Annotated in this window: 19 protein-coding genes and 1 tRNA gene; 13 read left to right on the top strand and 7 right to left on the bottom strand. The window is 63.6% G+C overall.

Annotation, left to right across the window (positions count from 1 at the left end; all coding sequences use genetic code 11):
* Positions 1-108 precede the first annotated feature (108 nt).
* Positions 109-183, bottom strand: a tRNA-Gln gene (locus tag LMTR21_RS09025).
* 281 nt (positions 184-464) lie between these two features.
* Here LMTR21_RS09025 and LMTR21_RS09020 point away from each other — a divergent pair.
* Positions 465-2,246, top strand: a complete 1,782-nt coding sequence (locus LMTR21_RS09020; RefSeq protein ID WP_065753754.1) for an acyl-CoA dehydrogenase family protein — start codon at positions 465-467, stop codon at positions 2,244-2,246.
* Positions 2,247-2,543: 297 nt separating this feature from the next.
* Positions 2,544-3,821 carry a hypothetical protein gene (locus tag LMTR21_RS09015; RefSeq protein ID WP_246175408.1) on the top strand — a complete coding sequence of 426 codons (1,278 nt, stop codon included), beginning with the start codon at positions 2,544-2,546 and terminating at the stop codon, positions 3,819-3,821.
* A 135-nt stretch (positions 3,822-3,956) separates the two neighbouring features.
* Here LMTR21_RS09015 and LMTR21_RS09010 read toward each other — a convergent pair whose 3' ends face one another.
* A complete protein-coding gene (locus LMTR21_RS09010) occupies positions 3,957-5,084 on the bottom strand; it encodes a hypothetical protein (protein WP_065753755.1) in 1,128 nt (375 codons plus the stop codon).
* Positions 5,081-5,248: a hypothetical protein gene (locus tag LMTR21_RS39970; protein ID WP_187399328.1), complete on the bottom strand. Its 168-nt coding sequence runs from the start codon at positions 5,246-5,248 to the stop codon at positions 5,081-5,083. Before LMTR21_RS39970 ends, LMTR21_RS09010 begins: the two co-directional genes overlap by 4 nt.
* Positions 5,249-5,878: 630 nt before the next feature.
* On the opposite strand from LMTR21_RS39970, the gene LMTR21_RS09005 reads away from it, so the two are divergent.
* Positions 5,879-6,094: a hypothetical protein gene (locus LMTR21_RS09005; protein WP_065748933.1), complete on the top strand. Its 216-nt coding sequence runs from the start codon at positions 5,879-5,881 to the stop codon at positions 6,092-6,094.
* 71 nt (positions 6,095-6,165) lie between these two features.
* Here the strand turns inward: LMTR21_RS09005 and LMTR21_RS09000 are convergent, their stop codons facing one another.
* Together LMTR21_RS09000 and LMTR21_RS08995 are read right to left on the bottom strand one after the other, a co-directional pair.
* Positions 6,166-7,014 (bottom strand): hypothetical protein, encoded by an 849-nt coding sequence (locus LMTR21_RS09000; protein ID WP_065753756.1) that lies wholly within the window; start codon positions 7,012-7,014, stop codon positions 6,166-6,168.
* A gap of 267 nt (positions 7,015-7,281) precedes the next feature.
* Positions 7,282-8,235, bottom strand: coding sequence for a ring-cleaving dioxygenase (locus LMTR21_RS08995; protein ID WP_065753757.1), 954 nt, complete (start codon positions 8,233-8,235; stop codon positions 7,282-7,284).
* Between the two features lie 130 nt (positions 8,236-8,365).
* Here LMTR21_RS08995 and LMTR21_RS08990 point away from each other — a divergent pair, with 130 nt between their 5' ends.
* The 9 genes from LMTR21_RS08990 (at position 8,366) to LMTR21_RS08950 (ending at position 18,645) form a co-directional block, all read left to right on the top strand.
* Complete coding sequence (locus LMTR21_RS08990; RefSeq protein WP_065753758.1) at positions 8,366-9,130, top strand: crotonase/enoyl-CoA hydratase family protein; 765 nt, start codon at positions 8,366-8,368, stop codon at positions 9,128-9,130.
* A gap of 111 nt (positions 9,131-9,241) precedes the next feature.
* The gene (locus tag LMTR21_RS08985) at positions 9,242-10,900 is read left to right on the top strand and encodes a bifunctional metallophosphatase/5'-nucleotidase (protein ID WP_065753807.1); all 1,659 of its coding nucleotides are present in this window, start codon (positions 9,242-9,244) and stop codon (positions 10,898-10,900) included.
* Positions 10,901-11,049: 149 nt separating this feature from the next.
* Positions 11,050-11,976, top strand: coding sequence for a histone deacetylase family protein (locus LMTR21_RS08980; RefSeq protein ID WP_065753759.1), 927 nt, complete (start codon positions 11,050-11,052; stop codon positions 11,974-11,976).
* Between the two features lie 75 nt (positions 11,977-12,051).
* On the top strand, positions 12,052-12,303 hold the full coding sequence (locus LMTR21_RS08975; protein WP_148635945.1) for an exodeoxyribonuclease VII small subunit: 252 nt from the start codon (positions 12,052-12,054) through the stop codon (positions 12,301-12,303).
* A 142-nt stretch (positions 12,304-12,445) separates the two neighbouring features.
* Positions 12,446-13,744 carry a hypothetical protein gene (locus LMTR21_RS08970; protein ID WP_065753761.1) on the top strand — a complete coding sequence of 433 codons (1,299 nt, stop codon included), beginning with the start codon at positions 12,446-12,448 and terminating at the stop codon, positions 13,742-13,744.
* A 349-nt stretch (positions 13,745-14,093) separates the two neighbouring features.
* Positions 14,094-16,019 (top strand): 1-deoxy-D-xylulose-5-phosphate synthase, encoded by a 1,926-nt coding sequence (gene dxs / locus LMTR21_RS08965; RefSeq protein WP_065753762.1) that lies wholly within the window; start codon positions 14,094-14,096, stop codon positions 16,017-16,019.
* A 64-nt stretch (positions 16,020-16,083) separates the two neighbouring features.
* Complete coding sequence (locus tag LMTR21_RS08960; RefSeq protein ID WP_065753763.1) at positions 16,084-16,647, top strand: nucleoside 2-deoxyribosyltransferase; 564 nt, start codon at positions 16,084-16,086, stop codon at positions 16,645-16,647.
* 2 nt (positions 16,648-16,649) lie between these two features.
* Positions 16,650-17,405, top strand: coding sequence for a TlyA family RNA methyltransferase (locus tag LMTR21_RS08955; protein ID WP_065753764.1), 756 nt, complete (start codon positions 16,650-16,652; stop codon positions 17,403-17,405).
* Entirely contained in the window at positions 17,398-18,645 is a 1,248-nt protein-coding gene (locus LMTR21_RS08950) for a class I SAM-dependent RNA methyltransferase (RefSeq protein ID WP_065753765.1), read from the top strand. Before LMTR21_RS08955 ends, LMTR21_RS08950 begins: the two co-directional genes overlap by 8 nt.
* Positions 18,646-18,663: 18 nt before the next feature.
* Here LMTR21_RS08950 and LMTR21_RS08945 read toward each other — a convergent pair whose 3' ends face one another.
* The gene (locus LMTR21_RS08945) at positions 18,664-19,128 is read right to left on the bottom strand and encodes a hypothetical protein (protein ID WP_065753766.1); all 465 of its coding nucleotides are present in this window, start codon (positions 19,126-19,128) and stop codon (positions 18,664-18,666) included.
* A gap of 189 nt (positions 19,129-19,317) precedes the next feature.
* Here LMTR21_RS08945 and LMTR21_RS08940 point away from each other — a divergent pair, with 189 nt between their 5' ends.
* The gene (locus LMTR21_RS08940; RefSeq protein WP_065753768.1) at positions 19,318-19,497 is read left to right on the top strand and encodes a hypothetical protein; all 180 of its coding nucleotides are present in this window, start codon (positions 19,318-19,320) and stop codon (positions 19,495-19,497) included.
* Between the two features lie 43 nt (positions 19,498-19,540).
* Here the strand turns inward: LMTR21_RS08940 and LMTR21_RS08935 are convergent, their stop codons facing one another.
* Positions 19,541-19,843, bottom strand: a complete 303-nt coding sequence (locus tag LMTR21_RS08935) for a septal ring lytic transglycosylase RlpA family protein (protein ID WP_065753769.1) — start codon at positions 19,841-19,843, stop codon at positions 19,541-19,543.
* Positions 19,844-20,033 lie beyond the last annotated feature (190 nt).

Raw genomic sequence — 20,033 nt, 5'->3', positions numbered from 1 at the left:
TGAGAGATGGTGGCGAACGAAATCGCGCGACCTCTTCTTCGACGGGCAGCGGACTGCGGCATTTCCAAATGGAGCATCGGGAAAGGCGATTTGGCGAGCGATATCAACTGGCTGGGGCGGGAGGGATCGAACCTCCGAATGGCGGAATCAAAATCCGCTGCCTTACCGCTTGGCTACGCCCCAACAGGCCGGACCGGAGCGCCCGGATCGGCCGCCGCGATCCGTGTCCGGCACCGCCGGTCTATAGAGGGAGTCACGCCATTTCAACAGGCCGTGGGGGCAATTTCACGCCAAAATCGGCTCCAATGGTGCGACCCTTTATAAAGGGTCACCGCTCCAAGTCTTCCGAGGCCGGTTTCGTGCCGCCAGCGCGGCCGATTACCGCTCCGGCAGAGAGTTGAGAGAACGCCGGTTTCGTGGGAAGACGGCGGCAGCACATTGGCCCAAAAAGCGAGATTTTCGTCATGACCTACCGCGCGCCGATCTCCGACATCCTGCTCGCGCTCAACCACGGCGCAGGGCTGCAGGCGGCCGTGAAAGCCGGCCATTACGGCGATTTCGACGGCGACATTGCCGCAGCCGTGCTGGAGGAAGCCGGCAAGTTCGCAGGCGACGTGCTGGCGCCGCTCAATCGCGTCGGCGACGAACACGGCATCAAGCTGGCGGACAACAAGGTGACCACCGCCCCCGGCTGGCCGGACGCCTATCAGCGCTGGACCGCGGCCGGATGGAACGCGGTGTCGGGGCCGGAAGCTTTCGGCGGCCAGGGCCTGCCGCTGGCGATCAACGCCGCCTGCACCGAAATCTGGAGCGCCTCGAACATCGCCTTCGGCCTGTGCCCGCTTTTGACGCTCTCGGCGATCGAGGCGCTCGACGCCCATGGCAGCAAGGAGCTGAAAAAGATCTATCTGGAGAAGCTCGTCTCCGGCGAATGGACCGGCACCATGCAGCTCACCGAGCCGCAAGCAGGCTCTGACGTCGGCGCGCTGCGGACCCGCGCCGAGCCGGTCGGCGACGGCACCTATCGGATCAAGGGAACAAAAATCTTCATCACCTATGGCGACCACGACATGACCGATAACATCGTGCATTTCGTGCTGGCCCGCCTGCCCGACGCGCCCGCGGGCACCAAGGGGATTTCGCTGTTCCTGATTCCGAAATTCATGGTCAATGCCGATGGCTCGCTCGGCGCGCGCAACGACATCTATCCCTCGGGCGTGGAGCACAAGCTCGGCATGCACGCCTCCCCCACCTGCACCATGACGATGGGCGATCAAGGCGGCGCGATCGGCTACCTGATCGGCGAGGAGAATCGCGGCATGCTCTGCATGTTCACGATGATGAACCAGGCCCGCCTCGGCGTCGGCCTCGAAGGCGTCGGCATTGCCGACCGCGCCTATCAGCAGGCGCTCGCCTTCGCGCAGGAACGCAAGCAGGGCCGCGCCGTCGGCAGACAAGGCGACGGGCTCGATCCGATCATCGTGCATCCCGACGTCAAGCGCATGCTGCTGCAGATGCGCAGCATGACGGCTGCGGCGCGCTCGATCTGCTACGCCACGGCCGTCGCCCTCGACGTTGCCACGCGCGCCAAGGACGCAAAAGTCCGCACCGATGCTGCCGCCCGCGGCGCGCTGCTGACGCCGATCGCAAAAGCGTTCTCCACCGACATCGGCAACGAGGTGACGTATCTCGGCGTGCAGATCCACGGTGGCATGGGCTTCATCGAGGAGACCGGCGCCGCGCAGCATTATCGTGACGCCCGCATCACCTCGATCTATGAGGGCACCAACGGTATCCAGTCGATCGACCTCGTGACGCGCAAGCTCGCGGCAAACGGCGGCGCATCGGTGTGGGCGCTGCTCGATGAACTCAATGGCATCGTCAAGCAGGTCGAAACCTCGAACGATCCCGCCTTCGGCACGACGGGCGCGAAACTGCGCGACGCGCTCGGCTCGCTCGAGCGCGCCAGCAAGTGGCTTCTGGAGCGCGTCGCCTCCGCGCCGAACGATGCGCTCGCCGGCGCCACGCCTTACCTGCGCCTGTTCGGCTCCACGCTCGGCGGCTGCATGCTGGCCGGCGAAGCGCTCGCCGCCAAGAGCAATGGCGAAGCCGGCGATCCGCAGCGCTATGTCACGGTGGCGCGATTCTTTGCCGAGAACATCACCGTGCAGGCGAGCTCGCTGGAGAAGACAGTGACGGACAGTGCGGACGCCGTGAACGGCGCCGATGCAGCGTTGCTGGGCTGACAATTTGCAGGGTGGGTTAGCGAAGCGTAACCGGCCTTCACCGCGCGAACTCGGCGAACGCGGCGGATTACGCTTCGCTAGTCCGCCTTACTGGCAGCCTCTCTGCACGGTAGCGCACACAAGTCCCAAAACTACACAACAAGTTCCATGCCGTTCCGCGTTGTACCGAAGCCACACCCTTGAAAAAACAGATGATCCCGTAGTCTCCGGCCGTTGCGCATTCATTTCGCAATCCGAAGAATGAGCCAATCGCGTGCTTGTGCAATCAGGCTCATGCGGAGCCTTGGAGGCCGAACGATGGACCCATGGCGATTGGCGACGAAGGCGCAGCGTCGAATCAACCTTCTCACGGGTGTAGCCCTCTCGAGCTGGGTTCTCGTTTGGCTCGCCAGCCCCGGTGCGGCTCCCATCGAAAGAGTCAGCGCTTCGGTCAAGAATGCCGGCGCTTCGATCGAGAGCGCCGAGGCGGCTTCAACTGCCGAACGCAAGGAACCATCTCGCGTCGCGAGCGCCGAGCCTGTAGTCACGCCGCCCGTGGTCGCGCCACCGGTGATCGCGCTGGCAAGCGCCGCCATCGACACCATCGAGGTGCCGCGTCCTGCGGAGACCGTGATCGAGAAAGCGCCGGACATCACGACAGCACCTGACACGACGAAAGCGCCTGACACGACGGCTGTCACGGAAGAGCCAAAACCTTTCGTCGTGGCCGCGCTGACCGATCCGGCAGAGGTGCTGCCGCCGGAGACACCTGCCGCCGACATGGCCGCGGCGAGCACACCAGCTTCGCTGCGCGACGCTGACCTGCCGGCCGTGGGCATTCTCGAAATCAACGAGGAATGTCTGGTCGTGGAGATCTGCATCGATCGCTATCTCTGGGCGCTCTACGAGCGCGCGCCCAAGATCGACGCCATCAAGGTAACCGAGCGGCGGAAGGTGACGATCAAACGGAAGGGAAAGACGAGAACCGTCACCCGAACCTTCACCAAGCGCGTCGACGAGGATTTTACCTGGAAGGATCCGAAGGCGGCCGACAGAGCCGGCATGTCGATGATCGACTACGTGATCGGCGGAATGGACAAGAGCTTCAAGCTGAAACTCTTTCACGCGCTGCACGCCGCCGAGCAGGCCGGACTGTCGCCCGGCATCACCAGCGCGTTCCGCGACGACTATCGTCAAGGGATCGCAAGCGGCCTGAAGGCGGCAACCGATCGATCCTACCATGGCGGGAGTTTGCGTGGCGGTTATGGCCGCGGGCTCGCGGCCGACATCGTCAGCGTCAAGGGCGCGACGCGGGCGCAGCGTTGGGTCTCCACCGACAAGCTCTGGAAGTGGATCGACGAAAACGGCAAGACGTTCGGCATCGGGCGGCCGTATCTCGACCGGGATCCGCCGCATGTGGGACCGATCGACGGCAAGGAGTATGCCTCGCGCCGTGGCGGAGCGAAGACGCAGGAAGCGCAAGCGAGCATCAAGAAGCGCGAGCGCGTGACCGCGCGGGACAATCACCGCGCGGCAAAGCGCGCGAAAACAACCAACTCGAAAACGGCAAAATTGTCGAAAGGCAGGACCATGTAGCGCGTACACGGCATGCCTTCCCGCCCCACGCGGGAAGGCGGCAAGCCGCGGCTATTGGTCAGGCGCGTAGCCCGCATGAGCGTTAGCGACATGCGGGAGCGAATGAAGTCGATGCCCCGGATATCGCTCCACCACTCATTGGCGTCGCGAACTGGCCGCAGCGACCGTCAGGGCGATCGCTGCCGGATCGCAGCAGAGCACCATCAGCAATATCAGCCATCGCACCGCGGCTTCCGGCGCCGCGCCGACCATCATGGCGAGATACTGGATCGGACCGGTGGATGCTTCGATGCGCGAGCGTTCGCCGGCCAACGCCGCGCGTTGTGCCTGCAGGTCGACCAGCGTCGCGGTAGCGGCTTGCCGCTGCGCATCCAGCCCGTCCCGTGTCGCGCGCTCTTGGCTGACGATGTTGAGGGCCCGCGTCACCCGGCCGCGCCGTGTCGATTCATCCACGGCACGATCGATCTGCGCGATGCGGCCGGCGAGATCGGCAACGGCGGCCGTTTGCGCCACCACACGGGCGTCGAGCGACTCAATGCGCTCGGTGACGCCGGAACGCGCGGTGACCGCGACGCTGACATGCGCCTCGACCAGCTTGCCGAACACGCCGGCGGCGTTGATCAGCGCGAGGCCGGCGACGAGCGCGACCATGACGGAGCGCATTTTCCAGCTGGTCTGGCGCCAATGCGCGGCCAGCCATCCGGCGATCACGAGCTTGCCGGCTTCCATCGTGGCGGCGAGCACCATGACCGCAACGGGATCGCCGGGAAATATTTCGGCCATGCCCGCGACCGAAAAATAGGCAGCCACCGTCGCCAGCGCGAGAGCGGCAGCAATGGCAAAGGCGCGGCTGGTGCGTTCGCGCGTTGGTGGGGCGGGAACGACAGAAACGGCCTCCGGCACGGCGGGCTCAGCGGAAACCGGCGGCGGCTCAAGCGGCGCGCTCGGCACCTCCGGCTCGACGTTGGCCTCGGTCGCTTCCGTTGCCGCAGCTGTTGCCGTTTCCGTTGCTTTGGCCTTGGTCGCCCTGGTGGCTTTGCTACGACCGGCCGCCGGAGATGAGCGGCTGCGTTTCTTTGCCGCCATGGCCGCCTTGCCGGATGGTTCGCTGCTGAGGTCTTCCGCAGGCGTTGTCACCAATCTAGGAGCGCGACTTGAGGCATTGGCCCAGGCATCGAGCTGATGCCTGATGCGCATGGCGTCGCTGTCGCCCTCCGTCGGTTCGGTCGCGGGGATCGCTCGCGTGGTTGCGCGGCCTGTCATGTGGCCCCCTGCCTCGAAACGGCGAAAGTCAGCTTTTCCTCGACGAAGAACTGAAGTGCGCCGTAGCCTTCCGTGTCGACGATCGGACACACGGCGACGACCGTGCCCGACTCGTGATCGTTGGCAACGTTTTCGACTTGATCGCCGACGGCAAACTTCGACATCGAAAAGCCCCTGCAGATTCGTTGACGCGATTATATCCGCACACGCAGGCCATCGCTGCTTAACGATTCGCCTTCCGGAATTTAGGATCACGGTTGTTGCACGAATGTCTCACGGTCCCTGCGCGGAACCGCCCTATACGTAGAGCGCGAGATAGACATGGCGCGTTGTCCGGATTGAGTCCGAAATGCGCTTCAGTGCTGACGTCAACCGCCAACTGAATTTGCGGCTTCGCGCCAATGGCGTGCTAAGCGAATTGCGTCGACGTCGCTCAATACGCGGGACCGCGATGGGTATCGCTTCGCTCTGCCCATCCTACGAGGAGCGGCGCCATTGGCACAGTTCAAGCCGAAGCATCCAGAACTGTTGCCGCATGATGACAGTCGCAGCCATTCTGGCGCGTTGGCCGTAGTTCTACGCTTTGCGAATCGCGCACGCGCAGACTCTACTGTCGCCGCAATTTGTATTCGTCAGGCGTTGCTGCCGCCGTCCGCGCCAAAAGGGCTCGGTTTGCACCGTATTTTTACAGGTCAGTGCGTCCACGGAATGTCCGGGAGGACACGCGTGCATCAAGGGTGGCATGAACCCTGCATAAGCTGAACACAGGAATTCTCTTTTCAACGAAGGTCACCATGCTCGTCACCCTCATCGCTGTTCTCTGCAACAGCCAGCTCTGCCTCGAAAAGGTCGTCACCACCAGTGAGCAGTCCGGCATCACCATGGGCGCCTGCGCAGTCAACGCGCAAATCGGCATCGCCGACTGGCTCGCCAAGGGTCCGTATCACGCGTGGCGATTGCAAGGCTACAAGTGCGTGCTTGGGAAGTACGTTCCGAAGAACGAAGCCTGATAAACGCAAACTATCTCACGCTGGCGCGGTTCACGCGCGGAGTGGCTCATGGTTTCAGGCGGCCGGGTGCATTAGCGCACTGACCATGGCCATGCCAATAGCGGTTGCGGTTTTTTGGGTTGCGGCCGCGCCGGGGTTGGCGAAGGCTTTTGCGCCTGGCCGACAGTGGCCGGCTGCCGCGGACGCGGCAGTGGTATTTCCGGCATCACCCTTGGTTCTTCGGACATCATCTTTGGCGCCTCCGGCATCGCCTTTGGCTCCTCAGGCATCATCCTTGGCGCTTCGGGCATCGCCTTTGGATCTGAAGCGCTGGCGATGCCGCGGGCGAGTTGTTCCTGGCTTGCGTTGACCCGCTCGGTAAGCGCCTGGTTTTCGCGCGCCATCTGGATCTGGGTCGCCTTGATCTGCTCGACGATACTGTTGTTGCGCGCCATTTCCTCCCGGCTCGCCTCGAATTGGCTCGTGAGATTTTCATTGTCGCGAACCAATTGTTCTTGCCTCACCTTGAGCTGTTCGACCATTTGCCTCAAGGCAGCGAGATCGCTCGCCATCGGTTGGAGTTGCTGCGCCAACTCGGAAGGCAGGACAGCAGCCGCCGACGCGACGTCTTTCGGCACAGCGGCTTCCGGCGCCGCCTGTGTCAGAGGTGTCGGATCTGAAGGGACCTTCATCGCCGTATCAACGGAGGATGGCCACCACCAGGCGGCGACACCAATGGATACTGCCAACAGGGAACCGACGAAAGTCGCGGAACGCCAATTCGCCAATCGATGACTCACGACCAGCGGGGGGCGAGACGTCTTCATGCTCGTCGGCGGGTCCGAAGGACTGATTCCCACTTCTCGCGCCAGGTTAGAAAACTGCTGCTCCAGGCTCGCGATCTGGCCTTCCGCGAGCTTTCCGTCCCGCATGGAATCCATTTGGTGCTCCGTATCAAATGCAATGGCACCCGCCTGAGAGCGACCCGGGCATTGCGCTACGGCGAGCTAACACTTGGCGTTTAACGCAGCAGAGAAGGCGGAACTATGTTCACGGCCGGAGAACTACGGAAGGAACTCTGACCCTTCGCGGGCGCGCTGTATTCGTCGCCGGGTTCCTTACCCCTGCTCTAAGCCGAAGGCCCGCGGCTCATCGATTGAGGCGCACGACTATGATGGGTTTCGCTGCGCTCTACCAATTCTACGGAATCACTCGATGGGCTTCAGGCCAGCCTCAATCTGCGCTCTGCGCGGCTCGAGGAACGGCGGCAGCGCCAACCGCTCGCCGAGCGTTTCCATCGGCTCGTCGGTCGCAAAGCCTGGGCCGTCGGTGGCGATCTCGAACAGGATGCCGTTGGGCTCGCGGAAATAGAGGCTGCGGAAATAGAAGCGGTCGATCTCGCCGCTGTTGGGGATGCGCAGGTCCGTCAGGCGTTTCGTCCAGGCGTGATACTGCGTCTCGTCGGGGGTGCGGAACGCGACGTGGTGCACGCCGCCGGCGCCCTGGCGGGCGATCGGCGAGGCCTTGTCCTCGAGCACATGCAACTCGGCGGCGGGGTTGCCCTCTCCCCTTGCCTCGCCCATTTCGAACACGTGAATCTGCGCGCCGTGGGCGGCGTATTCGCGCGCGCGACGCATGTTCATGACTTCGGTCAGCACGAAGGCGGTGCGTGACAGCTCGTGCACAGTCAGCACGATCGGACCGAGCCCGCGGATCTGATGTTCTGGTGGCACCGGGCTCTTCTCCCACGGCGAGGCGGCGCCCTTCCCGCCATCGTCGATCAGCACCAGCCGCTGCCCCTCGCCGTCCTCGAACGGCAGCGTCAGGCGGCCGTCGACTTCGAGGATGCCGGGGGTCTCCACGCCGGCCTTGTTGAGGCGATCGCGCCAGTAGCCGAGGGCGTTCTCGCCGGCGACGCGCACCCCGGTGCGCGAGATCGAGTTGGTTCCGCGACGCTCGGGCGCGGCGGGAAAATCGAAGAAGGTAAGATCCGTGCCGGGATTGGCTTTGCCGTCGGCGTAGAACAGGTGGTAGGCGCTGACGTCGTCCTGGTTGACGGTCTTCTTCACCAGCCGCATGCCAAGCAGGCCGGTGTAGAAGGCCAAATTCTCCCGCGGCTTCGCCGAGATCGCGGTCAGGTGATGAATTCCGCCTAGCTGCATTGCATTAACCTCGTGGTCACATCCCCGGGAAAATTGCACGGAGTGGTTGGGCCCCTTGCCGGATCATGTAGGATAGACCCGGATGATTGGCCAGCGGGCAGCGTTGCCGCCTGCTTTTAGGGGCAAGTTCATGACCGGACACCTCATTGTGTCGGACGAAGACGCGACGCGCGTGATCAAGCTGCGGCGGCCCGAGAAGAAGAACGCGTTTACCCAGGACATGTATCGCGGGATGAGCGATGCGATCGACAAGGCGCAGAACAACCCCGATATCCGCTGCATCATCATCACAGGCGGTTCGGGCGTGTTCACCGCCGGCAACGATCTCGAGGATTTTCTGAAAGAGAGCACGTCGGATACCGACACGCCACGCGGCGCCTCCAACGCCGTAAAGCTGCTTTATTCGCTGGCGCACAACGTCAAGCCGATCATCGCCGCGGTCGACGGCGTCGCGATCGGCATCGGCACCACCATGCTGTTCCATTGCGACTATGTACTGGCCAGCACGACCGCGACCTTCTCCACGCCGTTCATCAATCTCGGACTGGTGCCCGAAGGCGCCTCCAGCCTGTTGATGCCGCGCACCATGGGCCATCAGCGCGCCTTCGCCATGCTGGTGATGGGCCGCAAGTTTTCCGCCGATGAGGCGCGCGAGGCGGGCTTCGTCAATGTAGTGGTGGCGCCCGGCCACACCGAAGCCGAGGCGCGCAAGGTCGCGCGCGAGATTTGCGCGCTGCCGGCCGAAGCGGTCGCGATTACGCGCAAACTGCTGAGGCTGCCGCCAGAGGACATGACGCGCCGGATCGACCAGGAAGGCCATCTGTTCGGTGAGCGGTTGCGCTCAAAGGAAGCGGTCACGGCGTTCAAGGCATTCTTCGAGCGGAAGAAGGGGTAGCGACGCGGAAACAATCTGCGTGGCCCGGATGAGCGCAGCGACATCCGGGATTTTAAACTCCCGCCCGTCCCGCATGTCGCTGCGCTCATGCGGGCTACGATATCGATGTTCATGAGAAATCTCCTCCGCCCCATCCTTGCGCTGACGATCATGCTGGCGCCTGTCGCTTCCCTCGCGCAAACCGCGCCTGTGGACCTGCGCATTCTCGCCATCAACGATTTCCACGGGTACCTTCGTCCGCCGCCGGGCGGGATCACGATTACCGATCCCGAGGACGGAACGAAGAAGATCACTGTCGAAGCCGGCGGCGCCGAGCACATGGCGACGCTGGTGGGCCAGCTTCGCGAGGGATACAAGAACTCGATCTTCGTCGCGGCCGGCGATTTGATCGGCGCCAGCCCGTTTCTGTCGGCGATGTTCCATGACGAGCCGACGATCGAAGCGCTGTCGATGATGGGCCTGAATATTTCAGCCGTCGGCAATCACGAATTCGACGAGGGCAAGGACGAGCTGTTGCGCATGCAGAACGGCGGCTGCCACCCGATCGACCAATGCCAGGGGCCGCATCCATTTACGGGCGCAAAATTCCGCTATCTCGCCGCCAGCACGTTCGAGAAGAGCAGCGGCAGGACAGTGTTTCCCGCCTATGAAATTCGCACGTTCGAAGGCATCCCTGTCGCCTTCATCGGCCTGACCTTGAAAGGCACGCCGGGCCTGGTCTCGCCTGTCGGCATTGCCGGCCTCGAATTCCGCGACGAAGCTGATACGGTGAATGCGCTGATCCCGGAGCTGAAGGCGCGCGGCGTCGAGGCCATCGTCGTGCTGATCCACGAAGGCGGATTACCGACCGGGGACTATAACGACTGTCGCGGCATTTCCGGGCCGATCGTCGATATCGTCAAAAAGTTCGACAAGGCGGTGGACGTCGTGGTCTCCGGCCACACCCACCGCGCCTATGTCTGCGACATCGACGGACGGCTCGTCACGTCAGGCGACAAATACGGCACGCTGGTCACCGCGATCGATATGAAACTCGATCCCGTGACGCGCGACGTCGTCAGCGCCAGGGCCGGCAACAATATCGTCCACACCGCAACGCTTGCCAAGGATGCGCAACAGACCGCACTGCTTGACGCCTATGACAGGCTTGCCGCGCCGATCGCCAACCGCCCAGCGGGTTCGATAACCGCAACGCTGTCGCGCGCGCCGAACGCCGCCGGCGAAAGTCCGCTCGGCGACATCATCGCCGATGCGCAGCTCGCCGCGACCAGCACCGAAGCGAAAGGCGGCGCGGTCATCGCCTTCACCAATCCCGGCGGCATCCGCGCCGATGTTGCGCGGAGGGAAGATGGCGCGGTAACCTATGCCGACCTGTTCGCCAGCCAGCCGTTCCGCAATCAACTGGTGACGCTGACGCTGAGCGGAAAGCAGATCAAGGACATACTGGAGCAGCAATGGCGCGACCCGAAGCGGCCGCGGATCCTGCAGGTGTCGAAAGGATTCAGCTATGCATGGGACGGATCGAAGGGCGATGGCGAGCGCATCATCGCCGAACGGATGTCGCTGAACGGGCAGCCGATCGATCCCGCCGCGCACTACCGCGTCACCGTCAACAATTTCCTGTTCGTCGGTGGCGATGGTTTCACCGCGCTCACGGAAGGAACCGCGCCGCTGATCGGCGTCTATGACGTCGACGCGCTGCATACCTATTTTGCGGCGAACAGCCCGATCGCCCCGTCCGCCGCCGATCGCATCGTCCGGATCAATTAGAAGCGACGCGCTGCGCCGCGTCCGGGACACGGATACCGGCTTGAAAAAGCCATCAGCATGGCGAGCCAGCGTGGGCCTTTCCGAGCGGCCTCTAACGGCCTAGATTAGCCGCTCCTCGCCGGCGCGTTCCTCTACGCCAGGATTTTTGCATGACGCTGCTTCTGACCCATACCGCCTGCCTCGACCATGTCACGCCCCCGGGGCACCCCGAGCGTCCCGACCGGCTGCGCGCGGTTGCCGAGGTGCTGGCGGACGAGCGCTTCAAGCCGCTCACGCGCAGCGAGGCACCGGAAGGCAGTCTCGATTCCGTCACGCTCTGTCATGGCGAGCATTATGTCGGCGAACTCCGCCACATCGCACCTCAAAGCGGCATGATCTATATCGACGGCGACACCTCGATGTCGCCGGGCACCTGGGAAGCGGTGATGCGCGGCGTCGGCGGCGCGGTGGCCGCGACTGACGCGGTGATGTCCGGAACCCATCAGAATGCCTTCGTCGCGGTGCGCCCGCCCGGCCATCATGCCGAGGTCTCGAAGCCGATGGGCTTCTGCTTCTTCGACAATGTCGCGATTGCCGCGCGCCACGCCCAGCGCAAATACGGCATCGGCCGCGCCGCGATCGTCGATTTCGACGTCCATCACGGCAACGGCACGCAGGACATTTTCTGGCACGATCCGACCGTGATGTACTGCTCGACGCACCAGATGCCGCTGTTTCCCGGCACCGGCGCCAGCGGCGAGCGCGGCGAGCACGACACTATCGTCAATGCGCCGCTGGCTTCCGAAGACGGCAGCGCCAAGTTCCGCGCAGCGTTCGAAAACCTGATCCTGCCGCAGCTGCAAAAATTCTCGCCGGAGCTCGTGATCATCTCCGCCGGCTTCGACGCGCACTACCGCGATCCCCTCGCCTCGCTCAACCTGAAGGCGGACGATTTCGGCTGGGTCACCCGCAAGCTAATGGATGTGGCTGATGCGAGCGCGGAGGGGCGGGTTGTCTCGGTGCTGGAAGGCGGCTACGACCTGCAGGGGCTGAAGGAATCGGTTGCCGCGCATGTCACCGCGTTGATGGGCGCGTGAACCGCCGCCACAATAGGTCCGAAATAATTTGCTTGATTCTGCGCTTCCGACCGGGGGCGCATCCGGGAACTCGACATGGCCGAAAACACGCAAGCGGACGTCAAAAAACTCTCCTTCGAGCGCGCGATCGAGGAACTCGAATCGATCGTGAAACGGCTGGAGGACGGCAAGGTGCCGCTCGAGGAATCGGTCGCGATCTATGAGCGCGGCGAAGCACTGAAGCGCCGCTGCGAAGAACTGCTGCGGCAGGCGGAGGCCCGCGTCGACAAGATCACGACGGACGCGAACGGTCAGGCCTCGGGGACCGAGCCGCTCGACGTCCAGTAAGACGCCCTGTCCTTTCGGGATTCGGCGCAACAATCGGAAATATTGGGCGAATTTCCGCACATCCGTGCATGGCGGAACAGCCGAATTAGTTCTTCCGGCGCTGCACAGCCTGATATAGTCCGCCGACACTTGGGGACAGTACGTGCGCGTCCAGCACCGCCATATCATCTATATTCAGGGCTACGATCCGCGCGGGCTGGCGCAATATTACCGCATGTTCCGAACCGAGCTGCGCAAGTTCGGCCGGCTTTATCAGCTCCAGGCCACCATCAGCCGCCCCAAGGTCGCCTCCGACGACGAGATCGCGTCCTGGACCATCGATACCAAGGCCGAGGATTGGCAGACCCGCACGTCCTACGATTTCCTCCGGTTCGAGGATTTCATCCAGCAGGACCTGGCGTCGCCGATCTGGCGCACAGTGTTCAGTGCGGTGTGGATCTATTGGCGACTCGTGTTCGCCGGCACTATCGGCCGCTTCGGCAAGGCGAACTGGCGGTTCGCCACCTTCATCACCTATCCGCATTTGATGCTGTTGCTCGAGGCCGCAGGTGCCGGCGCCATCGCCTTCGTGTTCGAGAAAGGCCTGAATGCCATCGGCATTCCCGACACGTTCAGCATCGCGATCGCTATCGCCATCTTCGTGGCGCTGCTCGGGACCGTGCTGAAATACACCGAGAACGCCACTTACGTGCTCTATCTGTTGTGCGACACGATCTGGACCTGGGAGTTCTCGCGCCGCGAGCGCCCGGAATGGGACCAGCGCATCGACCGCTTCGCGCAGCATCTCATCAAGACGGCGAGGAGCACCGACGCAGACGAGATCGTCATCGTCGGCCATAGTTCCGGATCGTTCCTGTCGACGGAAATGCTGGCGCGTGCGCTGAAACTCGATCCCGCGCTCGGCCGTCACGGTCCGCGGATCGTGCTGCTGACGATCGGCGGCAATTTCCCGATCGTGGGCTATCACGCCGTATCGACAGAGTTTCGCGAGCATCTGCGGATGCTGGCGGTCGAGCCGACGATCGACTGGATCGACTGTCAGGCCCGCAAGGACGTGATGAATTTCTACCAGTTCGATCCGATCGCGAGCCACGGCATCGACGTCGGCGCCTTAAGGCGCAATCCGACAATCGTGCCGGTCCGCTTCCGCGACATCATCCTGCCCGAGCATTACAAGAAATTTCGCTGGCAGTTCTTCCGCGTGCATTTCCAGTTCGTGATGGCCAACGAACTGCCCAACGCCTACGATTTCTTCATGATCGTCTGCGGGCCAGTCCCGCTCAGCGCCCGCATGACCCTCCCCGATGCCGCGCTGGATGTCGCCACAGGCGATTCCGGGGTGCGCGATCGGGCCTGGAAGCGAATCGAAGCGGTTACCATGACGGCCCAAAGTGCCGCCGATTTGAGCAAACTGGAACCATCTGCCCGCCGCCGTGGTTGAAAAATCGAGGCTTTTTGCCCCAGAACGGCGGAACCGATTAGGCTCGCCGGGTTGGCTTTAACGGCGGCTTTGGTGTAAAGCTTGCGGTTCTATGGGCTGTGGAGAGCAGCCTGCGGCTGGCTTCGGGCGGCGGCAAGCACCTCAAATAGCTAAAGAAACTGAACCGGGAAGGGTTCCGAGCGACTAAGTGATGCATATCACAGGGTTTAAACCGGAGTGCATCTAGGGTTTCAAATCAGGTACCGGCCTGCCGAACTGGCAGGCGGGTCTGGATTTTCACGGCGCGGTTAACGCGCTTCCCGTCTCGCGTCAGGCCGTTCGCCCTGACTTGCAAAATTGGAATATCGCTGTGACCACATTTAGTAAAACGCCGCTTCTCGACACCATTCGCACACCCGACGACCTACGCAAGCTCAAGATCGAGCAGGTACGGCAGGTCGCCGACGAGCTCCGCCAGGAAACCATCGACGCCGTGTCGGTGACCGGCGGTCACTTCGGCGCCGGCCTTGGCGTCGTGGAACTGACCACCGCGATCCACTACACCTTCGACACGCCGCGCGACCGCCTGATCTGGGACGTCGGCCACCAGGCCTACCCGCACAAGATCCTGACCGGCCGCCGCGACCGTATCCGCACGCTGCGTACTGCCGGCGGCCTCTCCGGCTTCACCAAGCGCAGCGAAAGCGACTACGACCCGTTCGGCGCCGCGCACTCCTCGACCTCGATCTCCGCCGGCCTCGGCATGGCGGTGGCACGCGACCTCTCCGGCGGCAAGAACAACATCATCGCCGTGATCGGCGACGGCTCGATGTCTGCCGGCATGGCCTATGAAGCCATGAACAATGCCGGTGCGATGAATTCGCGGCTGATTGTGATTCTCAACGACAACGACATGTCGATCGCGCCGCCGGTCGGCGCGATGAGCGCGTATCTGTCGCGGCTCTACTCCGGCAAGACCTATCGTACGCTGCGCGAGGCAGCCAAGCAGATCAACAAGCGTCTGCCCAAGATCATTGCCAACCGCGCCAACCGCGTCGAGGAATACTCCCGCGGCTTCATGATGGACGGCGGCACGCTGTTTGAGGAACTCGGTTTCTATTATGTCGGCCCGATCGACGGCCATAACCTCGACCATCTGCTGCCGGTTCTGAAGAACGTCCGCGACATGGAAACCGGCCCGATCCTGGTCCACGTCGTGACCCAGAAGGGCAAGGGCTACGGCCCGGCGGAAGCCTCCGCCGACAAGTACCACGCTGTCGTCAAGTTCGACGTCGCCACCGGCGCCCAGGCGAAGGCCAAGCCGAACGCACCGGCCTACCAGAACGTGTTCGGCCAGAGCCTCGTCAAGGAAGCCGAGAAGGACGACAAGATCGTCGCCATCACTGCGGCGATGCCATCCGGAACCGGCGTCGACATCTTCAACAAGGCGTTCCCGACCCGCACCTTCGACGTCGGCATCGCCGAGCAGCATGCGGTGACGTTTGCGGCCGGTCTCGCTACCGAAGGCTACAAGCCGTTCTGCGCGATCTACTCGACCTTCCTGCAGCGCGGCTACGACCAGGTGGTCCACGACGTCGCGATCCAGAGCCTGCCGGTGCGTTTTGCGATCGACCGCGCCGGCCTGGTCGGTGCCGACGGCGCGACCCATGCCGGCTCGTTCGACAACGCCTATCTCGGCTGCCTGCCGAACTTCGTCATCATGGCGGCGTCCGACGAGGCCGAACTGGTGCACATGGTCGCGACGCAGGTTGCGATCAACGACCGGCCGAGCGCGGTGCGTTACCCGCGCGGCGAAGGCCGCGGCGTCGAAATGCCCGAGGTCGGCATTCCCCTCGAAATCGGCAAGGGCCGCATCGTCCGCCAGGGCAGCAAGGTCGCCCTGCTCTCGTTCGGCACGCGCATGGCCGAATGCGAAAAGGCTGCCGACGAACTCGCCGCCCATGGCCTCTCCACCACCATCGCCGACGCGCGCTTCATGAAGCCGCTCGACGTCGATCTGGTGCTGAAGCTGGCGCGCGATCACGAAGTGCTGCTCACCATCGAGGAAGGCTCGATCGGCGGCTTCGGCTCGCACGTCATGCAGACGCTGTCCGACCACGGCATGCTCGACGGCGGCTTGCGGATGCGCGCGATGATCCTGCCCGACGAGTTCATCGACCACGACACGCCGAACGCGATGTATGCCCATGCCGGCCTCGACGCCAAGGGCATCGTTGCCAAGGTGTTCGATGCGCTCGGCAAGGACTACAAGACCGAGACCGTCAAGCTCGCCTGAGGCTTAATCTCCTTCGGTTCTGACCGGATCAGAACCGAAGGTTGGCCCCTTCGCCGGTACTTCCATGAAAATCTATCTGGCAGGTCCCGATGTGTTCCTGCCGGACGCCATCGAGATCGGACGCCGCAAGGCTGCGATCTGCGCCCGTTATGGGATGACCGGCCTCTATCCGCTCGACAACACGGTCGACCTCGCCGCCGCAGACGCTTCGCTCGCGATCTTCAAGGGCAATCAGGCCATGATGGATGCGGCGGATGCGATCATTGCCAATCTGACGCCATTTCGCGGCCCCAGTGCCGACGCCGGCACGGTCTATGAACTCGGCTACATGGCCGGCCGCGGCAAGCTCTGCTTCGCCTACAGCAACGATCCGGCCATCTACGCCGACCGCGTTACGCGGTCGTTCCGCATCACGACGTCGGACGCCGGTCACATGATCGATGCCGACGGGCTCACGGTGGAGGATTTCGGCCTGCCCGACAATCTCATGATGATCCACACGCTGGACCTGCATGGTGCTAGACTGGTGACGCCGCGAGAGCTGCCTCAAGACATCTGGCACGATCTCACCTCGTTCGAGGCCTGCGTCGCGCTCGCGGCGGATCGTGCCACCGGCAAACCGGACTGACATTGGCTGACAAGGACGACAAAGAGACTTCGGCCCGCAAGCGCGCGGACGTGCTGCTGGTCGAGCGCGGCCTGTTCGAAAGCCGCGCGCGTGCTCGCGCCGCGATCGACGCCGGCGGTGTAACCGCCGATGGCCGGCCGGTGTCGAAGGCGTCGGAAATGATTGCCGCCAATGCCGAACTGAGCGCGCAGCCTGCGCACCCCTGGGTCTCGCGCGGCGGCGTCAAGCTCGCCGGCGCGCTGGAGCAATATCCGATCGAGATCGAGGGCCATGTCTGCCTCGACGTCGGCGCCTCCACCGGCGGCTTTACCGAGGTGTTGCTGGCGAACGGCGCCAGCCTCGTGTTCGCCATCGACGTCGGGCACAGTCAGTTGCATCCCTCGCTGCGTATCCATCCTCGTGTCGTGTCGATGGAAGAAACCGATATTCGCAAATACGAAGGCAAGCGACTGCCCGCGCGGCCCGATGTCGTTGTCATCGATGTCAGTTTCATTTCGTTGAAGGCGGTGCTGCCGGTCGCGCTGGAGCTTGCCGCGGCCCCCACGCACCTGCTCGCGCTGATCAAGCCGCAATTCGAGGCGGAGCGAAAGCATTCCAAGCACGGCATCATCCGCAACGCGATGGTGCATCAGGAAATCTGCGACGATATTTCGGCATTCGCCGCATCCCTCGGCTGCACCGGCATCGAGGTGTTTCCGTCGTCGATCAAGGGCGGCGACGGCAATATCGAGTTCTTCATGGGCGCACGCCGTGGGTGAGAGCGAGTGCCTCGTCATCGACCATGTCGGCCACCACGGCGACGGCGTCGCCATATCAGGCGGCGGCACCATCTACGTTCCCTACGCGCTGGGCGGCGAAACGGTGGAGGTCGGCCGGGTGCCCGGCCACCATCCCGACCGCCGGCGATTGCTCAAGGTCGAAACCACAAGCCCGGAGCGCGTCGCGCCGTTCTGTCCGCATTTCGGCGTCTGCGGCGGCTGCGCGATCCAGCATTGGGATGCCGCGCCCTATCGCGCCTGGAAGCGCGAACTCGTGGTGACGACGCTGTCGCAGGCCGGCATCGATTGCGAGGTGGCGCCTCTGGTCGACGCCCATGGCGCGGGCCGCAGGCGCATCACCCTGCACGCGCGGATGGGCACGCACGACGTGCTCAAGGTCGGCTATGCGGCGGCGGGTTCGCACGACATCGTTCCGATCGACCGCTGCCCGATCCTCGATCCGCAACTCGGCGGCGCGATCGAGGCGGCCTGGGCCATCGCGGAGCCGCTGATCGCGATGGGCAAGCCGCTCGACATCCAGATCACGGCGACCAATAGCGGGCTGGATGTCGACGTGCGCGGCTCCGGGCAGGTGTCTTCAGCCATGATCGCGCTGCTGTCGCGCATCGCCGGCCAGCATCGGCTGGCGCGGCTGACGCGCCACGGCGAACTGGTCCTGATGCGAACGCCGCCGGTCGTCTCGATGGGCAGCGCGCAGGTCGTTCTGCCGCCCGGCTCGTTCCTGCAGGCAACGGTGGCGGGCGAAGCGGCGCTGGCCGAGCTGGTATCGGAGCATTGCAAGCGCGCCAAACATATCGCCGATCTCTTTTGCGGCGTCGGCCCCTTCGCGCTGCGGCTGGCGGCGAAGTCACGGGTAACCGCCCTCGACAGCGACGCCGGCGCGGTTGCGGCGCTGCAGAAAGCTGCGACCTCCACGTCGGGACTGAAGCCGGTGAAGGCCGAGGCGCGCGACCTGTTTCGCCGCCCGCTGATGCCGCAGGAGCTGCGCGACTACGACACGGTGGTGTTCGATCCGCCGCGGCAGGGCGCGCAAGCGCAGGCGAGGCAGTTGGCGGCGAGTAAAGTGCCGACAGTAGTCGCGGTGTCCTGCAACGTCACGACCTTCGCACGCGACGCGAAGATTTTGATCGACGGCGGCTACCGGATCGAAGGCGTCACGCCAGTCGACCAGTTCCGCCACACGCCGCATGTGGAATTGGTGGCGAGGTTCAGGCGCTGACAGCCCTCTCCAGAACGATTATTTACGCGCGCCGGAGGTGGCCAGCGCATTGAGGTCGCAAGGCCGATACATCTCTTCCAGTTGCCGGCCTTGCAGAAAGATCGTGCGCGGAGTCAAACCACCGCGACCGGCGATCCACTGCCGGACTGGCGAGGGATACATCGAGTAGAGCCATCGCGTCGCGCCCCGGTTCGTGACCGCACGACCGCGCAGACCGAAATCCCAGGCCGCATGGAATGCCAGCCTGGCTTTTGAAGTCACGCAGATCCTGTCGTGCGGAATCTCCGAGAGCACGATCGTGCAGGCCGAGGCGCACAGGCCGTCGATGATCACCGATTGCCGCGAAGCCCTCAATTGCTTGTATCGATCGATGTAACGCTCGATAATTCCGCCCCGATCATTCGCAATCCTGACCTTTGCGTGACTTGCGCCTCCACCCGTCAGCAACAGCATCGCGGCGAGCAGCCAGACGGGAAATCTCATGTGCCCTACTCTGGTGTCGATGGACGTGATGCGCACCAGGCGGGTCAATGCCCACACGTGCGGCGAGCAAGGCATCGTTCGACACCACCGGTTCGGTGATATTGACCTAGATCAAGGAGCGCGGTCCGCCGGCGCAGATCTTGGGATCGATCACCCCTCTATCGCCACCCCCAGGGCATGGGAATAACGATGGCTGAGACACCAAAACTCTCCGTGGAGAAAGTGCTGGGAAAACTGCGCTCCAACGATCAGAAATCCAAGGACGAGCGACGCAGTGAGGAAATGGATGCGCTCGATGAGGACATCAAGCGCATGCGAGCGCAGCGGCAGCGCCTCGAGCGGCACCAGCGCCGCAGCAAGGGCGATTGAGCCTGTCGGAACATGTTCGAATATGCGCGGGGACGATTGTTTCTCAGTCCAGGGAAACGCGTACGACGCCTGACTGCATCATGCCGAGGGCACGTGCCGCGCTCACCGAGAGATCGATGACACGTCCGCGAATGAACGGTCCCCTGTCATTGACCTTGCAGACGATCGAGCGGCTGCCGTGAGTCACCCTCACCATGCTGCCAAAGGGACGGGTCCGGTGCGCGCAGGTCAGTTCGCCGGTACGGCCGCGATTACCGTAGCTGTAGTACGAGGCCAATCCGCTTTCTGCTTTGGCTTCCGGGACGAGGATGGCGAGAAAAAGCAGTCCGAAACAGGTGCGATACACGTGAACCTTCGCTGCTGCCTGCCGCGCTCACATAATCGTCGTGCTGGCTTTAGGTTCCCTGCCGCGCGACCGCAGCGGACACCGTCCAGTCGTTGGCGCCCTGTGCCGATGATGACGGCTTCCTCGGCTTTACTGGCCCTGATCCAGGCTTTCGTCTAAACTACCGTCCTTTTCCGAGCTGGAGGGCGAG

The sequence above is a fragment of the Bradyrhizobium paxllaeri genome, from assembly GCF_001693515.2.
GTDB classification, from domain to species: Bacteria; Pseudomonadota; Alphaproteobacteria; order Rhizobiales; family Xanthobacteraceae; genus Bradyrhizobium; species Bradyrhizobium paxllaeri.
The sequence above is the reverse complement of the archived record's forward strand: the minus strand, read 5'-3'. Positions and strand labels throughout refer to the sequence as shown.